The organism is Martinezella multihospitum (genome assembly GCF_900094585.1).
Taxonomy (GTDB): domain Bacteria; phylum Pseudomonadota; class Alphaproteobacteria; order Rhizobiales; family Rhizobiaceae; genus Rhizobium; species Rhizobium multihospitium.
Genome location: NZ_FMAG01000006.1, coordinates 301,567 through 322,026, shown reverse-complemented (window position 1 = coordinate 322,026; position 20,460 = coordinate 301,567). Strand labels below are relative to the sequence as shown.

Annotated in this window: 19 protein-coding genes; 17 read left to right on the top strand and 2 right to left on the bottom strand. The window is 61.1% G+C overall.

From position 1 onward, the window contains the following. Positions 1 to 37: 37 nt before the first annotated feature. From GA0061103_RS24425 to GA0061103_RS24370, 12 genes are all read left to right on the top strand, one after another. Positions 38 to 2,824, top strand: a complete 2,787-nt coding sequence (locus tag GA0061103_RS24425; RefSeq protein WP_092715726.1) for an SPOR domain-containing protein — start codon at positions 38 to 40, stop codon at positions 2,822 to 2,824. A gap of 113 nt (positions 2,825 to 2,937) precedes the next feature. Continuing rightward, positions 2,938 to 3,441 (top strand): GNAT family N-acetyltransferase, encoded by a 504-nt coding sequence (locus GA0061103_RS24420; protein WP_092715724.1) that lies wholly within the window; start codon positions 2,938 to 2,940, stop codon positions 3,439 to 3,441. Between the two features lie 78 nt (positions 3,442 to 3,519). Then, positions 3,520 to 4,533, top strand: coding sequence for a beta-N-acetylhexosaminidase (nagZ, locus tag GA0061103_RS24415; RefSeq protein WP_092715723.1), 1,014 nt, complete (start codon positions 3,520 to 3,522; stop codon positions 4,531 to 4,533). A gap of 74 nt (positions 4,534 to 4,607) precedes the next feature. Further along, positions 4,608 to 5,405 carry a segregation and condensation protein A gene (locus GA0061103_RS24410; RefSeq protein WP_092715903.1) on the top strand — a complete coding sequence of 266 codons (798 nt, stop codon included), beginning with the start codon at positions 4,608 to 4,610 and terminating at the stop codon, positions 5,403 to 5,405. Between the two features lie 13 nt (positions 5,406 to 5,418). Beyond that, entirely contained in the window at positions 5,419 to 6,141 is a 723-nt protein-coding gene (gene scpB, locus GA0061103_RS24405) for an SMC-Scp complex subunit ScpB (protein ID WP_092715721.1), read from the top strand. 244 nt (positions 6,142 to 6,385) lie between these two features. Further along, positions 6,386 to 6,598, top strand: coding sequence for a twin-arginine translocase TatA/TatE family subunit (locus GA0061103_RS24400; protein WP_092715719.1), 213 nt, complete (start codon positions 6,386 to 6,388; stop codon positions 6,596 to 6,598). A 55-nt stretch (positions 6,599 to 6,653) separates the two neighbouring features. Further along, a complete protein-coding gene (gene tatB / locus GA0061103_RS24395) occupies positions 6,654 to 7,379 on the top strand; it encodes a Sec-independent protein translocase protein TatB (protein ID WP_092715717.1) in 726 nt (241 codons plus the stop codon). Next, a complete protein-coding gene (tatC, locus tag GA0061103_RS24390) occupies positions 7,376 to 8,203 on the top strand; it encodes a twin-arginine translocase subunit TatC (RefSeq protein WP_092715715.1) in 828 nt (275 codons plus the stop codon). The genes tatB and tatC overlap by 4 nt, the downstream gene beginning before the upstream one ends. A 100-nt stretch (positions 8,204 to 8,303) precedes the next feature. Beyond that, entirely contained in the window at positions 8,304 to 9,587 is a 1,284-nt protein-coding gene (gene serS, locus GA0061103_RS24385) for a serine--tRNA ligase (protein WP_092715714.1), read from the top strand. A 15-nt stretch (positions 9,588 to 9,602) separates the two neighbouring features. Continuing rightward, the gene (surE, locus tag GA0061103_RS24380; RefSeq protein ID WP_092715712.1) at positions 9,603 to 10,367 is read left to right on the top strand and encodes a 5'/3'-nucleotidase SurE; all 765 of its coding nucleotides are present in this window, start codon (positions 9,603 to 9,605) and stop codon (positions 10,365 to 10,367) included. Between the two features lie 4 nt (positions 10,368 to 10,371). After that, on the top strand, positions 10,372 to 11,025 hold the full coding sequence (locus GA0061103_RS24375) for a protein-L-isoaspartate(D-aspartate) O-methyltransferase (protein ID WP_092715710.1): 654 nt from the start codon (positions 10,372 to 10,374) through the stop codon (positions 11,023 to 11,025). A gap of 169 nt (positions 11,026 to 11,194) precedes the next feature. Further along, on the top strand, positions 11,195 to 12,889 hold the full coding sequence (locus GA0061103_RS24370) for a peptidoglycan DD-metalloendopeptidase family protein (protein WP_092715708.1): 1,695 nt from the start codon (positions 11,195 to 11,197) through the stop codon (positions 12,887 to 12,889). A gap of 82 nt (positions 12,890 to 12,971) precedes the next feature. Here GA0061103_RS24370 and GA0061103_RS24365 read toward each other — a convergent pair whose 3' ends face one another. Next, complete coding sequence (locus GA0061103_RS24365) at positions 12,972 to 13,844, bottom strand: ATP-binding protein (RefSeq protein ID WP_092715901.1); 873 nt, start codon at positions 13,842 to 13,844, stop codon at positions 12,972 to 12,974. A gap of 207 nt (positions 13,845 to 14,051) precedes the next feature. Between GA0061103_RS24365 and yajC the strand changes: the two genes are divergently transcribed. From yajC to GA0061103_RS24340, 5 genes are all read left to right on the top strand, one after another. Continuing rightward, positions 14,052 to 14,399 (top strand): preprotein translocase subunit YajC, encoded by a 348-nt coding sequence (yajC, locus tag GA0061103_RS24360; RefSeq protein ID WP_047634659.1) that lies wholly within the window; start codon positions 14,052 to 14,054, stop codon positions 14,397 to 14,399. Positions 14,400 to 14,557: 158 nt separating this feature from the next. Continuing rightward, positions 14,558 to 17,101 carry a protein translocase subunit SecDF gene (secDF, locus tag GA0061103_RS24355; protein ID WP_092715707.1) on the top strand — a complete coding sequence of 848 codons (2,544 nt, stop codon included), beginning with the start codon at positions 14,558 to 14,560 and terminating at the stop codon, positions 17,099 to 17,101. A gap of 4 nt (positions 17,102 to 17,105) precedes the next feature. Next, the gene (locus GA0061103_RS24350; RefSeq protein ID WP_075852462.1) at positions 17,106 to 17,492 is read left to right on the top strand and encodes an Mth938-like domain-containing protein; all 387 of its coding nucleotides are present in this window, start codon (positions 17,106 to 17,108) and stop codon (positions 17,490 to 17,492) included. 17 nt (positions 17,493 to 17,509) lie between these two features. Continuing rightward, on the top strand, positions 17,510 to 18,370 hold the full coding sequence (locus GA0061103_RS24345) for a phytoene/squalene synthase family protein (protein ID WP_092715705.1): 861 nt from the start codon (positions 17,510 to 17,512) through the stop codon (positions 18,368 to 18,370). 76 nt (positions 18,371 to 18,446) lie between these two features. Beyond that, positions 18,447 to 18,908 carry a hypothetical protein gene (locus GA0061103_RS24340; protein ID WP_092715703.1) on the top strand — a complete coding sequence of 154 codons (462 nt, stop codon included), beginning with the start codon at positions 18,447 to 18,449 and terminating at the stop codon, positions 18,906 to 18,908. A 21-nt stretch (positions 18,909 to 18,929) separates the two neighbouring features. On the opposite strand, the gene trmFO is transcribed toward GA0061103_RS24340, so the two are convergent. After that, positions 18,930 to 20,366, bottom strand: a complete 1,437-nt coding sequence (trmFO, locus tag GA0061103_RS24335) for a methylenetetrahydrofolate--tRNA-(uracil(54)-C(5))-methyltransferase (FADH(2)-oxidizing) TrmFO (protein WP_092715701.1) — start codon at positions 20,364 to 20,366, stop codon at positions 18,930 to 18,932. Positions 20,367 to 20,460: the final 94 nt, after the last annotated feature.

Sequence of the window (20,460 nt, the reverse complement as noted above, 5' to 3'; positions counted from 1 at the left end):
CTGGCATTAATTGTAGTGTTTGCGAGTGGAACGGGTGATGGCAGAAAAACAGTTGGCGTATCGCGCAAGCGGAAACGACGAGTTCTTTGCGGATGATGATCCGCTCGCAGAACTCGCTCGTATCGTGGGTTTTGAGCCGCGCCCCGCTGCTCAGGCAACTCCTGCGGCTCAGCGGCAGGAGCCCTCCTTCAACCTGGAAGATGAGCTTCTTCGCGAATTCGAGCGCTACGATACGCCGCGAATGAGTCCGGCAAATGACATCGCCGCTCCGGTCGAGCAGGTGTCGCCGCCGAGCCATGAAGAAGTTGCCCACTCCGCCGAGCCGGTGCGGGCCGAGCCCAAGTTTGAAGAGCCAAAGTTCGAAGAACCTGTGCCGCAGCCTGTCGCTCCGGTGAAGTCGACGATCGGCGCTCGCGATCTGATCGACGAGCTGGAAATGTCGATCGCGCCGGTTCTGCAGCCAGCGCCGAAGGCCGCACCTGTCGAGCCGCAGTCGGCTGCTCCGGTGCTGAAGCCGACGCCGCAATCCGCTGCCGCCACCATACGGTTGCCGCTTGCGAACTTTACCCTGGCAACGCCCGCCGCTTCTCGTGAGCAGTTCACGCCGGCGGCCGCGCCTGCTGTTGCCCAGCCGGCGCCGAAAACCACTTCTGACGAAGCGCTGTTCGATGGTGCCCTTGATTTCGAGGCGTTTGATCCTGTCGAGCCTCCGCGCGCTCCGGAAGCCGTCTCGCAGCCTGCGGCATTCCAGTCGGCTCCGGCCGTCTTCCAGGCACCAGAGCCGCCAAAGGTCGCGAAGGCCGATCCGGCTGCGCTTTCAGCCGAGATCGATGCCCTGCTGGCCGATGTGAATCGCTATCCGGTTCCACCCAGAGTCAATGCGCCTGCAGCGAAGGACGAACCGGATTTCGGCAATTTCGATGCTTCGTTTTCCGAGCCTGCAGAGTTGTCCGCCGCTCCCGCGGCTGCAGCACGGCATGAAGAGCCGAAGCCGATTACCTTCGGGGCGGAGGACCCCTTTGCCGGTCAGGACTTCGAATTCGATCTGGCCGATATTGAGATGGAACTTGCGGGTCTCGATTTCGCTGAAGCCGAAAAGTCTCCTGCCGCACGGCAGCAGGCTCCGGCCGCTCCGTTCGCGGAGCCGATCCTTTCCCGCGCAACGCCGGTTGCACCGGTACCTGCTGCTCCGGTGCCGGCCACTCCGGTGATTGCCGCCGAAGCGCCGCAGCCGATACGATCCGCACCGGCGCCGGTAGTGCCTGCCGCAAATGTTGCGCCTGCCGCAACCACGGCAGCGCCCGTGTTCGAGGCCGACCAGCCTCTGCCGTTCGATCCCACGGAAATCTCCGAGACGGAGGATCGTGTCGAAACCTTCGAGGGTTCGCATGTTCCGCATCTGCCGACGATCGAGCCGGAAGAGCCGATCGCGGTTCCGCCGGAATTTGATTTCGATCTCGATTCGGAAATGGCGAGCCTGCTGGGTACGCCGGCCAAGGAAGCCGCGCCCGAGCCGTTTAAGCCGGCCGCTGCGGCTGCACTTGGCGGTGCTGCAGTTGCCGCTTCCTGGTCGAAGAATGCGGCGGCTCAGCCTGCTGCGCCCGTCGCAAAGCAGCCGATCGAGGAGTTCGACGAGTTCGAGCGTGCGCTGGAAGAGGACTTCCGCCGCAGCTATCGCGAAGCCGCAACGCCGGTCGAGAACGTCGCCAGGATGACGCTGAACCCCGCCGCCAACCGTCGCCCGGTCCGCTCCGTGCGCGGGATGGTGACGACGGCGGCCGTCATCGTTGTTCTCGGTGTCGGTGCCTATGGCGCCTACAGCTGGGTCCGTCACGGCGCGCCGATCTCGAGCTTCTCCGGAGAGCCGCGCGTGATTGCGGCCGATAGCGATCCGGTCAAGGTCGCTCCGGAAAATCCGGGCGGCACGGTCGTCCCGAATCAGGATAAGGCCGTCTATGATCGCGTTGCTGGCGATAGCACCGCAGCGCCGAAGCAGAAGGAGCTTGTCTCCTCCAACGAACAGCCGGTTGATGTCGTCCAGAAGACGCTGATCCCCGAAGCGGTATCCCCGGATGACGGCAGCGGCGATCAGGTCACGTCGACGCCGGTCGGTGAAACCGAAGATCCGCGCCTGCTGCCGAACCAGAATGGCGGAAACACCAATGTCGCCGCCAACAGCGACGATCAGGTGCCGTCCGTCTCCCCGCGCAAGGTGCGCACGATGATCGTCAAGCCGGATGGCTCGCTGGTGCCGCGCGACGAGCCGGTTGCCGATACGACGACCACTGCCGCCAAGCCGGCGAACAATCAGGTCGCATCGACCAATTCGCGCCCGTCTCAGGCAAATACCCCGGCAGCAGCCCAGTCGGATAACGCCGATGCTGCCAGCGCCGAAAGCACGCCGATCCGCGTCGTCAAGACGAACCCGGTTCCGACGGCACGTCCCGAGCCTGCTGCCAAGGCCAATACGGCTGCTCCGGCCCAGGAAGCCCAAGCTCAAGCTCAGCCCAAGGTTCAGCCGAAGCAGGTCGCATCGGCCAGCCCGGCGGCAGCCCCGGCTGCGACCTCTGCTGCGGGCGGCGGCGCTTACGGCGTCCAGATCGCATCCCTGCCGACCGAAGCCGACGCGCAAAAGTCGCAGGCCAACCTCAAGGTCAAGTTCGCCAGCGTCATCGGCAATCATCCACTGGAGATCCGCAAGGCCGATATTGCCGGCAAGGGCACCTACTATCGCGTCCGTGTCGTCGCCGGCTCCAAGGATGAGGCCGCGGCCATCTGCACGCGCTATCGCGCCGCCGGCGGCACCTGCCTGATTTCGAAGTAGTCGAGTTGGGCTTCCAGCCCCCGGTGTTTTGATAGAGTTGAAAAATCCGCCCGCAGAGATCAATCTGCGGGCGGATTTGTTTTTGGCGCGCTAAGCGCGGGACGTGGCGAACGATGCGGCATCTACAGTTATCGACGCGTCGAACGTCCATCAGGCCATTTGTTCCTGAGGATGCTCCGGACATCTTCGCCAGCATATCGCCGGACATCACGCGGTTCATGGCCTGGCATCCGCCTGAGACCGAGGCGGCTTTCGCGGGTGTTTGGCGGAGGTGGCCGAAGGCAATCGAAGACGGTTCGGAATTCCACTTCACAGCCCGCTACAAGGATGACAATCGCTTTCTGGGCATTATCGGTATGCATGCCGCGCTGACCGACACGCCGGAGCTTGGAATTTGGCTTCGCAGCGAAGCGCACGGCCTGGGATTCGGTCGCGAATTGATCGGCACGATCATCGGATGGGCGAGCGCGAGCTTTTCTATACGATATTTCGAATACCCCATCGCGGAGGAGAACATCGCCAGCAGACGGATAGCCGAAGCCTATGGCGGCGAGGTGAGGGAGCACAGATCAAACGCCAAATATCGCTCAGTCGTCTACCATATACCGCCCAAATAGCCTGCTGAAGACGGTTGTTCCTGTGTATCCCGGCTTGACGTCACTCGCATTTCCCGGCGCAGGCCTTATGATTCGGATATGACCGAATCGAAATCCATGATCCTTGGCTGCAGCGGCCACACCATCACGCCCGAAGAGCGATCCTTCTATCAGGGGGAGCAGCCCTGGGGCTTTATCCTGTTCGGACGCAATATTTCCGAACCGGCACAGATTGCCGATCTCGTTGCGTCTTTGCGTGACAGCGTCGGACGCAACGCTCCTGTTTTCATCGACCAGGAAGGCGGCAGGGTGCAGCGTATCCGCCCGCCGATCCTGCAGCACTACCCCTCGGGGCGGGCGCTCGGCGACATCTATCGCCAGGATCGCGAACGCGGCCTGCGCGCCGCGTGGCTGATGTCGCGGCTTCATGCCTTCGATCTCTTGAAATTCGGCATCAATGTCGATTGCCTGCCCGTGCTGGACGTTCCGGTGGAGGGATCGAGCAACGTCATCGGCAATCGCGCCTATGGCTCTGATCCTGTGACGGTGACCGAAATGGGACGCGCGGCGGCGGAAGGGCTCAAGGCCGGCGGCATGCTGCCTGTCATGAAGCACATGCCCGGCCATGGCCGTGGCTTTGCCGATTCGCATCACGAGCTGCCTGTTGTCTCCGTGCCGCGCGCTGAGCTGGAAGCGCATGATTTCGTGCCCTTCGTTGCCATGAAGGACGAGCTCATGGCGATGACCTGCCATCTCGTCTTCACCGATATTGATCCGGAGAACCCGGCCACGACGTCGCGCAAGGTGAACGAGGAAATCATCCGCGGTTACATCGGCTTCCAGGGGCTACTATTGTCGGACGATACCTCCATGAACGCCCTGAAGGGTACGATCGGCGAGCGTGCGGCAAATATTATTGCCGGCGGATGCGATATCGTGCTGCATTGCAATGGCGTCATGGACGAAATGCAGCAGGTGGTTCGCAATGTTCCGACGCTGGCGGGAGCATCGCTGGCAAGGGCCAAGGTGGTCGAAGCCGCTTTCGGCAGGAATGACGGCGCTGACGAAGCCTCTATTCGGGCGGAATTCGACGCAATGTTCGCAGTAGCGTAAAACCGGACTTCAAGGAACGGACGGGTGACAAGGTGAGCGGCAGTACGGACAAGCTTCAGCAGGCGACAACGCCGATGGACAAGCTCTGGCAGGAAGGCGAGACGCAGCGCGGCTCGCACGAGCCGTCGCTGGTCGTCGACCTCGCCGGCTTCGAAGGACCGCTCGATCTGCTGCTCCATCTGGCGCGCAATCAGAAGGTCGATCTGTCCCGTATCTCCGTTCTGGCGCTTGCCGAACAATATCTTCAGTTCATCGAGAGTGCCCGGCGCATCCGCATCGAGCTTGCGGCCGATTATCTCGTCATGGCCGCATGGCTCGCTTATCTGAAATCCAAGCTGCTTATTCCGCAGCAGAGCAAGGAAGACGGCCCGACCGGCGAGGAGATGGCGGCAACGCTCGCCTTCCGCCTGAAGCGCCTGGAGGCCATGCGTGACGCGGCCACTGATCTCGTCAACCGCAATCGCCTCGGCCGCGATATCTTCGCGCGTGGCGCGCCGGAACATATTCCGGACCGACGCCAATCCGCCTTCGATGCCAACCTCTATGATCTGCTCACCGCCTATGCGAGCCTGCGTCAGCGTCAGGCCGTGACCCAGGTCACGATCGAGAAGCGCCGTGTCTGGTCGCTGGCCGATGCTCGCGTTATTCTGGACCGGATGATCGGCGAAATCACCGATTGGACGGCCCTGGAACATTACCTGCTCAGCTACATGACGACGACAAGCGAGCGGGTGACGGCGATTGCCAGCGCCTTTGCGGCATCGCTGGAGCTGGTGCGCGAAGGGCAGCTGGAAATTCGTCAGGAAGGCGCGTTTCAGCCGCTCTATATGCGGCGCGGGCCGAAGCATTCGTCGCTGGAAGCAGCGGAATAGGGCAGGAAAGCGCGTGACTGAACCGGACGACGAGCAGCAGCATGTAGAGCACGAAGCGGAAACGCCCGATGTAGACGATCGTCGGCTGAGCGAGGCCGAGCGGATCGCCGAAGCGCTGGTCTTCGCCTCGGCCCAGCCGGTCTCCGAGGCATTCATCGCCGAGCGCGTGGCGCGCGGGGTCGATATCCCAGCCGTCATGCAGAAGCTCAAGGCCGGTTACGCCATGCGCGGCGTCAATCTTGTCCAGGTGGATGGCGCCTGGGCCTTCCGCACGGCCGCGGATCTTTCCTTTGTGATCCGGCGCGACGAGAGCGAGGTGCGCAAGCTGTCGCGCGCGGCGCTGGAGGTGCTGGCCATCATCGCCTATCACCAGCCCGTCACACGCGCCGAGATCGAGGATATCAGGGGCGTACAGACCTCCAAGGGCACGCTCGATGTCCTGATGGAGTCTGGCTGGGTCCGCTTCCGTGGCCGTCGCCGCACGCCTGGTCGGCCGGTAACCCTTGGTACGACGCGCGATTTCCTCGATCATTTCGGTCTCGAAGAGCTGCGCGATCTGCCCGGTCTCGAAGAGTTGAAGGGGGCGGGGTTGCTGTCAGGCCGGATTCCGGCCAATTTCAACATTCCCTCGCCATTGATGAGCGACGAGTTGACCGAAGACGAAGATCCGATCACGCAGATGGATCTGGAGGAACTCGGCATCCTGCCGCCGAGCGGCGCAAGTTCCGGCGATTGACCGTTGGCCGGCTCGTATAAGGGGTTGCAACCCTATCTGCAGATTTTCGCGAAACCGCCGGCAAAGTCTCTCTTTTGCCATCAGCGGGTGCGAATATAACAATCATCCTCTCGGCTTGGAGACGTTTGATCGCCTGCATGGGCGTTGATCATCCTGATATGCGTGGATGCAGTACATTTTGGTGTTTGAAAAACATCCGCAAACGTCTTACATCGGAAAGACACTGTAATTGGGAGTTAAAGCAATGGGTTCTCTAAGCATATGGCACTGGCTCATCGTCCTGGCCATCGCGCTGTTGTTGTTCGGCCGTGGTAAGATCCCGGAGCTGATGGGTGATGTCGCCAAGGGCATCAAGAGCTTCAAGAAGGGCATGAACGACGACGAGGATACTTCGGCTCAGCCGACGTCGGCGACGACAGCCCGTACGGTCGAGCACAAGGCTGACGAAACGAAGTAATCATGTCGGGCAGGCGCCAAGCTGAGAGGCTTGCCGTTGGCCCAGGAGCCTTTGCATGTTCGATATAGGCTGGTCCGAGCTGGTGGTTATTGCCGTCGTGGCCTTGGTGGTGATCGGCCCCAAGGAATTGCCGGCGACCTTGCGGACAATCGGCAAGATGACAGCCCGAGCGAGGAAGGTCGCTGGCGAATTTCGCGCCCAGTTCGATGAAGCCATGCGCGAGGCGGAGCTGGACGATGTGCGCCAGACGATCGCCGACGCCCAGAAGCTCAATCCGATGAACTCGCTGCGGGAAGCCATGAATCCGCTGCGGGATATGGGCAATGAGATAAAGGCGGATCTGCAGCGCGTCGCTACGCCGGACAAAGCAGCGCCTGCCGCGACACCATTGCCGTCCGAGCCGGTTCCGGGCGTCTCGTCCGGCCTGCCGGAAGCGCTTGCGGCCACGTCTACAATGCCTGCCGCTTCGAGCAATCCGTTGCCAGCGGCTGCTTCCGAGGCAGTGGCAGCAGTTGTTCCGCAGCCGATGGCCACAGTGAGCGAAGCCGCCGAAAAACCGAAGGCCGCTCGCAAACCTCGCGCCAGGGTTCCGGCCAAGACCGAGGATGTTGCGGCCGCCGCCGTCCAGACGCCCGTGGTGACGGAAAAACCAAAGCGAGCCCTGCGCAAGGTCGCGGCCGCTGCTGCCGTAGAGAAGACGCCCCCAGCTCCCAGGAAGCGTCCGACTGCTACAGCCAGCAAAGCGACGCCTAAAACGCCCAAGAAGAAGGACCAGGCATGACGGGTGACATCGACGATAAGCCGCAACCGCTTATCGAACACCTTATGGAGTTGCGCACACGGCTCATCTGGTCGCTCGTGGCGTTTTTCATTGCCTTCATTGGCTGTTTCGCGGTGGCGAAGCATCTCTTCAATTATCTGGTCTATCCCTACAAATGGGCCGTCGAATGGGCTCATCTCGATCTCGCGAAGTCCGAGCTGATCTATACTGCGCCGCAGGAATTCTTCTTCACCCAGGTGAAGGTCGCTATGTTCGGTGCCCTGGTCATTTCCTTCCCGATCATCGCTTCGCAGATCTACAAGTTCGTCGCGCCCGGCCTCTATAAGAACGAGCGCAATGCCTTCCTGCCATTCCTGATCGCGTCGCCCGTGCTTTTCCTCATGGGGGCGGCGCTCGTTTATTTCTTCTTCACGCCCATGGTGATGTGGTTCTTCCTGAAGATGCAGCAGACGGGCGGTGACGGTCAGGTCGGGATCGCGCTGATGCCGAAGGTCTCGGAATATCTGAGCCTCATCATGACGCTGGTCTTCTCCTTCGGCCTGGTCTTCCAGCTGCCCGTCATCACGACGCTGCTTGCGCGCGTTGGCCTGCTGACGTCGGCCTGGCTCGCGGAAAAGCGCAAGTTTGCCATCGTTTTCGCCTTCATCGTTGCCGCTGTGCTGACGCCGCCGGACCCGATGTCCCAGATCGGCCTTGCACTGCCGACAATCCTTCTCTACGAGATTTCCATCTACGCGGCGCGACTCGTGGAACGCCAGCGTACCCGGCAAGCGCTTGAAGAGAGTGGCGGAAGTTCCGATGTTGCCAAGACGGATGGCGTCTAGGTGAAGAAGGCTTAGCCTCGTTTTCCAGCTGTTTGCCGTTTCGACCTCCGACCGAAGCCTCGGTCGGAGTTGTACTTATGTCAAACGACCTGGAACGAAGATGCTTGATATCAGATGGATTCGTGAGAATGCCGAGACTTTCGATGCGGCGCTTGCCAAGCGCGGTGCGGAGCCTCTGTCGCAAAGCCTCATAGCGCTCGACGAGAAGCGCCGCTCCGTCATTCAGTCCGTCCAGGACATGCAGTCCCGCCGCAACGCCGCCTCGAAGGAGATCGGCGCGGCGATGGCCCAGAAGAACAGCGAGCTTGCGGAAAAGCTGAAGGCTGAGGTTGCCGACCTCAAGCTCTCGCTTCCGGCTGCGGAAGAAGAAGAGCGCACGCTGACGGCCGAGCTCCATGATGCGCTGTCGCGTATTCCGAACATCCCGCTCGAGGACGTGCCCGTTGGCAAGGACGAACACGACAACGTCGTCAAGCATGTCTGGGGCGCCAAGCCGACCTGGAACCATCAACCGAAAGAGCATTTCGAGATTGGCGAAGAACTCGGCTATATGGATTTCGAGCGCGCGGCAAAACTGTCCGGCTCGCGCTTCACGGTGCTGACCGCGCAGCTTGCACGCCTTGAACGGGCACTCGGCCAGTTCATGCTCGATCTGCACACCAGCGAGCATGGCTATACCGAAGTCAGCGCGCCGCTGATGGTACGTGACGAGACGATGTTCGGAACAGGTCAGCTGCCGAAATTCGCAGAAGATTCGTTCAGGACCACGGACGGCCGCTGGCTGATACCGACTGCTGAGGTATCGCTGACCAATCTCGTCTCCGGCGAAATTCTCGATCAGGAAAAGCTGCCGCTGCGCTTCACCGCACTCACGCCGTCCTTCCGTTCGGAAGCAGGCTCGGCCGGTCGCGATACCCGCGGCATGCTGCGCCAGCACCAGTTCTGGAAGTGTGAGCTGGTATCGATCACCGATGCGGAAAGCTCCATTGCGGAACACGAGCGGATGACAGCCTGTGCCGAAGAAGTGCTGAAGCGCCTCGGCCTGCATTATCGTGTCATGACGCTTTCGACCGGCGACATGGGCTTTGGCGCCCGCAAGACCTACGACCTCGAGGTCTGGCTGCCGGGGCAGGATACCTATCGCGAGATTTCGTCCTGCTCGGTTTGTGGCGATTTCCAGGCGCGTCGCATGAATGCGCGCTATCGCGGCAAGGACGACAAGAACACCAAGTTCGTTCACACGCTGAACGGCTCGGGAACGGCTGTCGGCCGCTGCCTGATCGCTGTCCTTGAGAATTATCTCAATGCCGATGGCTCGGTCACTGTCCCGGACGCACTCCTGCCATATATGGGTGGTCTGAAGAGGATCGAAAAAGCAGCATAATCGGGTGGTGGGGCGATGCGTATTCTTCTGACCAATGATGACGGCATTCACGCCGAAGGTCTGGCGGCATTGGAGCGTATCGCCCGTACTCTGTCTGATGATGTCTGGGTCGTCGCGCCCGAGACGGATCAGAGCGGCCTTGCTCACTCATTGAGCCTTTCCGAGCCGTTGCGCATGCGCAAGGTCTCGGACAAGCACTATGCACTCAGGGGAACGCCGACCGATTGCGTCATCATGGCGATCCGCAAGGTTCTGGATATCAAGCCGGATCTGGTGCTCTCCGGCGTCAATTCCGGCTCGAACGTCGCTGACGACGTCACCTATTCCGGCACCATCGCCGGTGCCATTGAGGGCACGCTGCAAGGCGTGCGCTCCTTTGCGTTGAGCCAGGCCTATCTCTATGAAAACGGCGCGCGCGTCGTGCCTTGGGACGTGGCTGAGGCTCATGCTCCAGCCCTGCTTAACAAGCTCATGAACGTCGATCTGCCCGACGGGACCTTCCTCAACCTGAATTTTCCGAATTGCCGCCCTGACGAAGTAGACGGCGCGGAAGTGACGGCGCAGGGCAATCTTGCCTTCAACGTGCAGGTCGAGGAGCGAGCCGACGGCCGCGGCTTCCCTTATTATTGGCTTCGCTTCGGTGAGCGGAGCGGCATCTTCCGTCCAGGAACCGATATTCAGGCGTTGAAACAAAATCGTATTTCGGTAACGCCTTTGAAACTCGATTTGACGGATTATTCGGCGCAAGACCGCGTGGCGCGGGCGCTCGGTATGGAGTAGCGGATTGACACCTCGTTTGGTGGAAAAGGAAGGCTTTGCGGCCGTGGTGTTGCGGTTGCGGGCGGAAGGCATATTGGACATCGATCTGATGACGGCGGTCGAGCAGACGCCGCGCCTGCCTTTCGTGCCGGCGCAATTTGCCGATGATGCCTATTCCAGCCGGACGATTCCGATCGATTGCGGTGCCTTCATGGAAGGCATCGATCTCGTGGTTCGTATTCTCCATGGCTTGAAGATCAAGCCTGGTCATCGCGTTCTCGAGATCGGCACGGGAAGCGGTTTCACTGCTGCTGTCATGGGACGAATCGTCGAGCGCGTGCTGACTGTCGATCGCTACAAGACGCTGACGACATCGGCGCAGCAGCGCATGGATACACTGGGGCTGCGCAACGTCATCATCCGTCAGGCGGATGGCAGCGCCGGTCTGCCAGGCGAGGGCACCTTCGACCGCATCCTGGTGACGGCAGCCTTCACGACAATGCCGCGCTTTTACGCCGAGCAGCTGGTGTCCGGCGGTTCGATGATAGCCCCGCTTATTATCGATGAGCATACATGTCGCCTGGTGCGACTGACGAAGACGGGAAGCCGATTCGAGCGCGAAGAATTGTTCGATGTTCCCTATCAGCCCATCGTGCCCATGCTCGCCTCGTATCTTTGAGGCTCAATTCGGGCTGATGCCCCTATGAAACGGGCGATTGGTGCCGTTTCATTTTCTATGGTTAGCAATTCCTCAAAAAAACACATGCCGCACCAGTGCTTTAACCGCATGGTAAGATTAACGCGCTTTAATCGACCCATAATCGGTTGCGTCTTAAGTGGGTCGAGTCATGGGTTTCAGTCTTTCTTCAAACGTCAGCAAATCGGCAGGGAAAGTCCTGGTGGCCATTCTCCTGGCGAGCACTGCCACAGCTTGTAGTTCGGATACGACCCGCTTCAGCGGTCTCTTCAACAAGACGGACAATATGTCGACCGGGTCGATCAACCGGCGCAGCCTCAATGGTCCGAACGGCGATCCGGTGCCGCGCGCTGATGTCGCTCAGGCCGGCGGTTACGGTCAGCAGGATTATTCGCAGCAGAGTGCACCGGTAACGCAACCCTACCCGAACTCGCCGGCTCGCTATAACCCGTCCTATTCCAGCGCGCGGGCATCCACTGCGCCTGTCGCAATTCAGCGCACCGATCTGGCTCCTCCGAGTGCTTCCGCCAATGCAGGTAGCCCCCGCAGGGTGCCGCAGGCAGAATCTGAGGCAATGGCGCAGCCGTTCCCAGCGTCTCGCAACAATAACGGCTCCCGCGCCGCGCCGGCACTTGCTCCCGACACCATGTCGACGGGCACGATCAAGACTGCCGCCGCGCAGCAGATGTCTCCTGGCTGGACCACGGTCAATGCCCCGAGCGTGACGCTGCATCAGGGTGAGAATATTGCGCTGCTGTCGCGCCGCTATGGCGTTCCGGAAAAGGAAATCCTGCGCGCGAACGGCCTGCGCAATGGCGCTGCAGCGCAGCCGGGCCAGCAGATCGTCATCCCGACGATGAACGGGGCAGGCGTTTCAGGGCCGGCCAAGATGGCTGCTGAAGCGACTGATCTTTCCAGGGGCGGCAAGATGCCCGGTCCGGCCAAGGCGCCGCAGCAGGAAGCGCTCGCGCTGCCGTCCGGCAACCAGATGCGCGGCAAGTCCCAGGCTGGCCTTGTCGATCCCAACAAGCTTGCCGCCGGTAATGGCAAGGGGCCGACGCCGAAGGGCACCTATGTCGTCAAGCCGGGCGATTCGCTCGCAAGAATTGCCAAGGAGAGCGGCGTCTCCGTTGCGGAACTGAAGCGTGCGAACAACATGCAGGCCGGCGACAGCATTCGCATCGGGCAGGCGCTCGCATTGCCGCACGGCTCCGTCGCGGCTGCAGATCCGGTCAAAACAGCTTCGATCGAGCCGCAGAAGGCTTCCGCCAAGCCGGGTGCCCTTCCTGTTGAGCCGAAGCAGGCTGCCGCTGATCCTATTGCCAAACAGGCGCCCAAGGCTGTTGCCCATGCCGATGCGGCACCTGATGCCGCTGCCAAGCCAAAGGAAGTAGCATCCGCGTCTCCGAGCCAGTCCATCAATGATGCCGCCAAGTCGGATGCGCAGGCCGATGCGCCTGAGGCAACCGGCATCGGCAAGTATCGCTGGCCGGTTCGCGGAGCGGTCGTCGCCGGCTATGGCTCCAACGTCAATGGTAGCCGTAACGACGGTATCGACATCTCGGTTCCCGAGGGGACGCCGATCAAGGCTGCCGAAAACGGTGTGGTCATCTACGCCGGCAACGGCCTGAAAGAGCTCGGCAACACGGTTCTCGTCCGCCACGACGATGGCACGGTCACGGTCTACGGCCATGCTGATGCGCTCAGCGTGACTCGTGGCCAGAAGGTCCAGCGCGGCCAGACATTGGCAACGTCGGGCATGAGCGGCAATGTCAGCCAGCCGCAGCTGCACTTCGAAGTCCGCAAGAATTCGGCCCCGGTCAACCCAATGACGTTCCTTGAATAGGTAGTGCGTCTCAAGGACTCTGCAAAAAGCCCGGTCAAAGCCGGGCTTTTTGTCGTTTATGGCGATGTTGATCGATCGACGGTCAATCCCGTTCCAGCACGATGCGCAGCCGGCCCGCGAGATCCTGGATATATTGCCAGGCGACGCGACCGGAACGGGCGCCGCGGGTCGTTGCCCACTCCAGGGCTTCGTGATGCATCTGGGCGCGATCGAGATCGAGCTTGAAGTGATCGGCATAGGCATCGATCATCTGCAGATAATCTTCCTGGCTGCACTTGTGGAAGCCGAGCCAGAGGCCGAAGCGATCGGAGAGCGAGACCTTCTCCTCGACGGCTTCGGAGGGATTGATCGCGGTCGACTGCTCGTTTTCCATCATGTGGCGCGGCAGCAGATGGCGACGGTTGGAAGTGGCGTAGAACAGCACGTTGTCGGGCCGCCCCTCGACACCGCCGTCCAGCGCTGCCTTCAGCGACTTGTAGGCGGTATCGTCGTGGTCGAAGGAGAGGTCGTCGCAGAAGATGATGATACGATGCGGCGCTGCCTTCAGGATATCGAGCAGTACCGGCAGCGAGGAAATGTCCTCGCGATGCACTTCGATCAGCTTCAGCGAAACGCCGGTTGCTCGCCGCACGTCTTCATGCACCGCCTTGACCAGCGAAGATTTGCCCATGCCGCGCGCGCCCCAGAGCAGTACGTTGTTGGCGGCAAAGCCTTCCGCGAAACGTAGTGTGTTCTCGTGCAGAATGTCGCGCACGTGATCGACGCCGCGGATGAGGGTCAGCGCCACGCGGTTCGGCCGCGGCACCGGTTGCAGATGAAGTCGGGCAGGGGCCCAGACGAAGCAGTCGGCGGCATTCCAGTCATTGATGGCCGGAGCCGGCCCGGCCAGACGTTCGACAGCGTCGGCGAGGCGACGGACTTCGGCAAGGATCAGGGCGTTTTGGTCTTCAGTCACCGTTTCCTCCTGAATATTGAACAAGAAAGTCGTAAAATGCGCGCGCTGTCTTGCCGGGTATCATGCTCCTTTGGGGCCTGAAAGGCTAACAGACCGGGAAAACGGTACGGTTTGCGGCTGTTTTTGTTGCATTCGCCATACGCGTAACTATATTCCGGCCACCTGACGCGGGGCCTTGTTCCCGCTAGGAGTTCAAGGGAGTTCTCGATGTTTATCACCAACGCATATGCGCAGAGCGCAACAGATTCGGCCGCGAGTGCCTTCGGCGGTTCCGGCTTTGAAATGATCATCCTGTTTGTGCCGCTGATGGTCGTTTGGTATTTCCTTCTCATCCGCCCGCAGCGTGCGCAGGCGAAGAAGCGTGACGAGATCCTGAAGAACATCCGTCGCGGCGACCAGATCGTCACCAGCGGCATCGTCGGCAAGGTCACCAAGGTCATCGACGAAAAGGAATTGGAAGTCGAAATCGCCGAAGGCGTGCGCATCCGTGTTGTCCGCAGTGCGATTTCCGAGGTTCGCGTCAAGGGTGAGCCCGTGAAGGCTGACGCCGCATAAGGCGTTTCCTGACAAGTGGCGCTTGGTGCCGCTGCGCATCTTCGAAATTCGAGATCGACTTTCTTGAAGGACTGTGCACAAATTCAAGGTGTTACTGCGCCCTTTGCATTTTCTGTCGAAAGTGGGGCGCAGTAGGGAAGCCCTAATTCGAGAGAACGATGCTGCACGTCTCCTGGTGGAAGACCGCCCTGATCTGGTTCGTCGTTCTCTTGAGCGTGCTTCTTGCCGCTCCCAACCTGCTTGGTGAGCGCGCGCTTTCATCCCTTCCTGCATGGTGGGCACACCGAAAGATCGAGCTTGGTCTCGATCTTCGCGGCGGATCGCATCTGCTGCTGAAGATAGAGCGGGGCGATGTCGAGAAGGATCGTCTGGAAAGCATTGTCGGCGATATCGCGACCCGGTTGCGCACCGTCAATGTCGCCTATTCGGGTCTGACCGGCACCGGCCGCAAGATCCAGCTTCGCATCAACGATTCCGCACAGGTGCAGGCTGCCCTGACAGCATTACTACCGCTGACATCAGGACCGGACAAGCCGTCCGTCATTGTCTCCCAGGGGGATAACGGTGCACTGACGCTCGATATTACCGATGCCGATATCAACAGCCATGTTTCATCGGCAATCGCACGCGCGATCAAGGTCATCCATGCCCGTATCGCGCAACTCGGCGTCGGGGAACCTCTGATCCGCCGGCAGGGATCTGATCGTATCATCGTTCAGGTGCCCGATCTCGCCGATGCGCAGCGCCTGAAAAACCTTCTCGGCCAGCCGGCCAAACTCAGCTTCCGCCTGATCGATCAGTCGATGTCGGTACAGGACGCCATGGACAAGCAGCCTCCTGCCGGGTCCGACGTGCTGTTTTCCGAAGATGATCCGCCCGTCGGCTATCTCGTGCAGCGGCAACCGCTGCTCTCGAACGTCGATTTTTCCGATGCCGTTGCGGTCGTCGACAATCAGAAAGGCGAAGGCACCGTTTCCGTCAAGCTGACGCCGGAGGCGACCCACCGCTTTGCGCAATCGACGGCCAGCAATCTCGGCAAGATCATCGTCGTCGTGCTTGACGATCAGGTCATCTCCGCAGCCTCACTGAAGACTGTCATCGCCACCGGCGAGATCGATGTTCCCGGAGATTTCACCGCCCAGGGCGCCCAGGATCTGGCCGTCATGGTCAAGAGCGGACCATTGCCTGCGACGCTAACGACGGTCGAAGAGCGCACCATTCAGCCGGGCCTTGGCGGCGAAACGGCGCGTTATGGTCTGATTGCCTGCATTGCGGCCGCCGTCTTCGTTGCTGCCTTGATGATCGGCTTCTACCGCCTGCTCGGCATCATCGCGACCATCTCGCTGGTCATCAACATGATTATGGTCGCGGCCCTCATGGGCTTGCTCGGCATTACGCTCACCCTGCCGGGTGTCGCTGCCATCGTCCTCATTATCGGCATCGGTCTCGATGCGCTGGTGCTGATCTACGAGCGTGTGCGCGAGGAGGAGAAGAAGACCCATCTTCTCGTGGATGCGCTGCGCCATGGCTTCAACCGGGCGGCAGCGACCGTCGCCGATGCCAATCTGACCGTGCTGATTGTCGCCGCCATTCTCTTCTACGCAAGCACCGGTGCTGTGCGGGGCTTTGCCGCAACGCTGATGGTCGGCGTTATCTCGACCTTCTTCACCTCCTGCTTCGTCACGCGGTCGCTGGTGAATATGTGGATCTCGCGCCGCAAGCCGCGCACTTTGCTCGTTGGTGTGCGCAGCGGCGTTTTCGACAATGCCAATATCCGCTTCATGGGCATCCGCCGCTACACCTTCACCGTCTCTGCGGCGCTATCGGTCGTCACCCTCATCGCCTTCGCGACGGTCGGCATGCATCTCGGTATCGATTTTGCCGGCGGATCGATCATCGAGGTCCGCGCCAAGCAGGGCGTTGCCGATCCCGTCGACATTCAGACGCGTCTCGATGCCGTCATTCCGGGCGACGTGCGCGTTGAGCGGATGGCCGATCGACTTGGCGCGGTGATCCGCGTCCATGCACAGGAGGGCGGGGAAAACGCCGAGCAGTCCGCCGTCTCGCTCGTTCAGGACGAGCTTGGCAAGGATTACAATTTCGCCCGCGTCGAAGTGGTCGGTCCAGCCGTATCGGGTGAGATTACCACGACGGCCTCTCTTGCCGTCCTGGCGGCTCTGGCGGCAATCCTGATCTATATATGGGTACGATTCGAATGGCAGTTCGCAGTCGGCGCGATCATTGCGACGCTGCACGATGTCATTCTGACGCTCGGTCTCTTCGTGCTATCAGGCATGGAATTCAACATGACGAGCATCGCCGCGATCCTCACCATCGTCGGCTACTCGCTGAACGACACTGTCGTCGTCTATGACCGCATGCGCGAGAATCTGAAGCGCTATTCGCAGATGCCGCTGCCGATCCTGATCGATGCCTCCATCAATCAGACATTATCTCGTACCATTCTGACATCGGCGACGACGCTTCTGGCGCTGCTTGCCCTCTATATCTTCGGCGGCGAGGTGATCCGTGCCTTCACCTTCGTTCTGCTTTTCGGCGTCGCTGTCGGCACTTTTTCGTCGATTTATATTGCGGCGCCCGTGCTGATCCTGTTCAAGCTGCGGCCGGACAAGTTCCAGACCGGCGGCGAAAGCAATGGACCCGCGGCCGGCGATCTTCAGTCAGGCAAACCAGCGGTGTGATAACGTGGCAAAAGGTATAGAAATTCGAAACGCGCATTTCCCGGGGCGCGCACCGATCGATGCTTACGGCAACGGCGGCTTCCGCTTTGCCGACATGTCGCATCGTGGCTCTCTGCTCTGCCTGCCCTCGGGCATCTACGGCTGGGACATGCTGCAGGGCGATGCGCTGACGCCGGATCGCTTCCAGAAGGTGCTGGATGAAGCTGCAGAGATCGAGGTGCTGCTTGTCGGCACCGGTACGGAGCTTCGCCCGCTGCCGGCCGAGCTGAAAGCCGCCTTGCGCGCCAAGCAGATTTCCTCCGATCCGATGAGCACAGGCGCAGCGGTGCGAACCTTCAACATCATGCTTTCCGAATCTCGTGCCGTGGCTGCGGCGCTGATCGCCGTCTGACCTTCGGATCAAAGAGTATGACGACAACAGCTGCGCCTCGGAGCAATCGGGACATCTGCCTCGCCACGCTTCGCGACACCGATCGCGATCGCTATCTCGCTTGCCTGCTGGCACCGGAGGACAAGCGTCCAGCACTTGCCGCGCTCTATGCCTTCAATGCCGAACTGGCGCGCGTGAGGGATCTCGTGCATGAGCCGCTGCCCGGCGAAGTACGCATGCAATATTGGCGCGATCTCCTCGAGGGACAGTCCCACGGCTCGAGCGAGGCCAATCCTCTGGCGTCCGAGCTTCTGACCGCGATCGAAGAGTATCGCCTGCCGCGCCAGACGCTGATCAACATGATCGATGCCCGCATCTTCGATCTCTACGATGATCCCATGGAGAGCCGCAGCAGTCTGGAAGGCTATGCCGGCGAGACGGCTTCGGCCCTCATCCAGCTCGCCGGCCTGGTCCTCTCGGCCGATGAGGCGAAGCGCTCAGCCGATGCCGCCGGCCATGCCGGGGTCGCGCAGGCAATCGCCGGCCTGTTGCTCCTGATGCCGCTTAATCGCCATCGAGGCCAGCTCTACCTACCGCTTGAGATTCTGGCGGCAACCGGGCTCGATCGTGACAGTTTTCTTGCCGGCGAAGACAAGCCGCGCATTTCGGCGGCGATCGAAGCCTTTGCCGGTCTTGGTCGTGAGCATCTCGCCAAGGCGAGGGCGGCAGGAGCCATACCGCAAGCGGTGTTCCCGGCGTTTCTCCCCGTCACCTTGGCCGAGCCTGTTTTGAAAAAGGCACAGACGCTCGGCGCCGGCATCTTCGATCAATCTCTGGCACTGCCGCAATGGCGGAGGCAGCTGCGCATGGCGATAGCGTCGATCACAAAGAAAATCTAAAATACACCAAGCTCGCACAAGTCTCGGCGTCTATGGAGATGGTCGGCACTTGATTTGCATTTCAGGGGGATCTGCTGTGGGTATTGTCGTCTGGTGCATACTGTTTGCGATCGTCATCTTCGTTGCTTACTACGCGACACGAATGGCATCGCAGAACAAGGAAGACGGCCTGCACGATACCGGCCTTGCGATTCTGGAATTCGGCCGAGCCTTTCCGACTGAAGCGATCCGTCAGTTGCAGGTGACCGCAGACGGGCAGGCGGTTTTCGTGCGCCTGCATGACGACAAGGCCGGCTTTATGCGCAATGTGCGCAATCACTTCAGCGTCCACCTGATCGAGCCGGGCAGGGCGCGCGCCAAGATTTCGACAACCGGCCGCGGCTTGGTCGTCGATTTCCTCGATGTTCCGCATCACAACGGCACGTTCGAGTTCAAGACGCCGGCGGAAGCTGCGGAGGTCTCGCTCTGGCTGCTCGGCAATTATGTGGCCGGCGAGGACGCGAAGCTCGATTACCACGCGCCGCCGGCAGCAGGCTGAAAATCACAAAGCCCGCTAAAGTCAGGCGCTTTCCGTGAACACGGGTGTCGGCACGCCAAGCCATCCGGCGCAATCGGCAAGCGCACGCTTGGCGATGAGCTGGCGCTTCATGATGGTCTTGTCCTTGCCGCGAAAGCGCTTGACGCCCTCCGGCTTGACGATCGAACCTGGCTCTAGCTCCGGGAAAAGCCCGAAATTGATGTTCATCGGCTGGAAAGAGCGTTTGCCCGGCTCCTCGTCGGAGACGATGTGGCCGCCGGTGATGTGGTTCAGCAGCGAGCCGAGCGCTGTCGTCGCCGGCGGCAGCAATGGTGTCTCTCCCTTGCGCTCCGCAGCCGCGAAACGGCCGGCAAGCAGACCGATGCTGGCGCTCTCGACATAGCCTTCGCATCCGGTGATCTGGCCGGCAAAGCGCAGCCCCGGTCGCGACTTCAACACAAGAGAGCGGTCGAGCAGGGTGGGCGAGTTGATGTAGGTATTGCGATGCAGGCCGCCGAGGCGGGCGAATTCCGCATTTTCGAGACCGGGAATCAGCCGGAAGATTTCCGCCTGCGCGCCGTATTTCAGTTTCGTCTGGAAGCCGACCATGTTGTAGAGCGTGCCAAGCGCATTGTCCTGGCGCAGTTGCACGACCGCATAGGCCTTGACCGTTGGATTGTGGGCATTGGTGAGGCCCATCGGCTTCATCGGCCCGTGGCGCAGCGTCTCGCGCCCGCGCTCAGCCATGACTTCGATCGGCAGGCAGCCGTCGAAGTAGGGCGTGCCTTCCCATTCCTTGAAACCGACGGCGTCGCCGGCGATCAGCGCATCGAGGAAGGCATTATACTGGGCTTCGTCCATCGGGCAATTGATATAGTCCTTGCCCGTGCCGCCGGGGCCGACCTTGTCGTAGCGCGACTGATACCAGCAGATGTCCATGTTGATGCTGTCGCGATAGACGATCGGCGCGATGGCATCGAAGAAAGCGAGCGCATCGGCGCCGGTTTCAGCCTGGATGGCGCTGGCAAGCCCGGGCGCTGTCAGCGGGCCGGTGGCGATGATCGCCTGATCCCATTCCCTGGGCGGCAGGCCCTCAATTTCCTCACGGACGACTGTGATCAGCGGGTGACTATGCACTGCCTGCGTCACCGCCGCGGAGAAGCCGTCGCGATCGACGGCGAGCGCACCGCCGGCCGGTACCTGGTGCTTGTCGGCGCACGCCATGATGAGCGAGCCGGCCATGCGCATTTCCGCATGAATGACGCCCACGGCATTGCTTGTCGCATCGTCGGAGCGGAACGAGTTGGAGCATACGAGCTCGGCGAGATCGTCCGTCTTGTGTGCTTCGGTGCCGCGCACACCGCGCATTTCATGCAGGATGACCGGAACGCCGGCATTGGCGATCTGCCATGCGGCTTCCGAGCCGGCGAGGCCGCCGCCGATGACGTGAATGGGAGAGTGGGAAGTGATCTGTGTCATGCGCGCGTCATTATCACGGGCAGGCCGGCGATCCAATGCTTTGCTAAGGCATCTCGCGCAAAAGGGCGTCGCGCGCTCTAGTCCCGACGCCGTT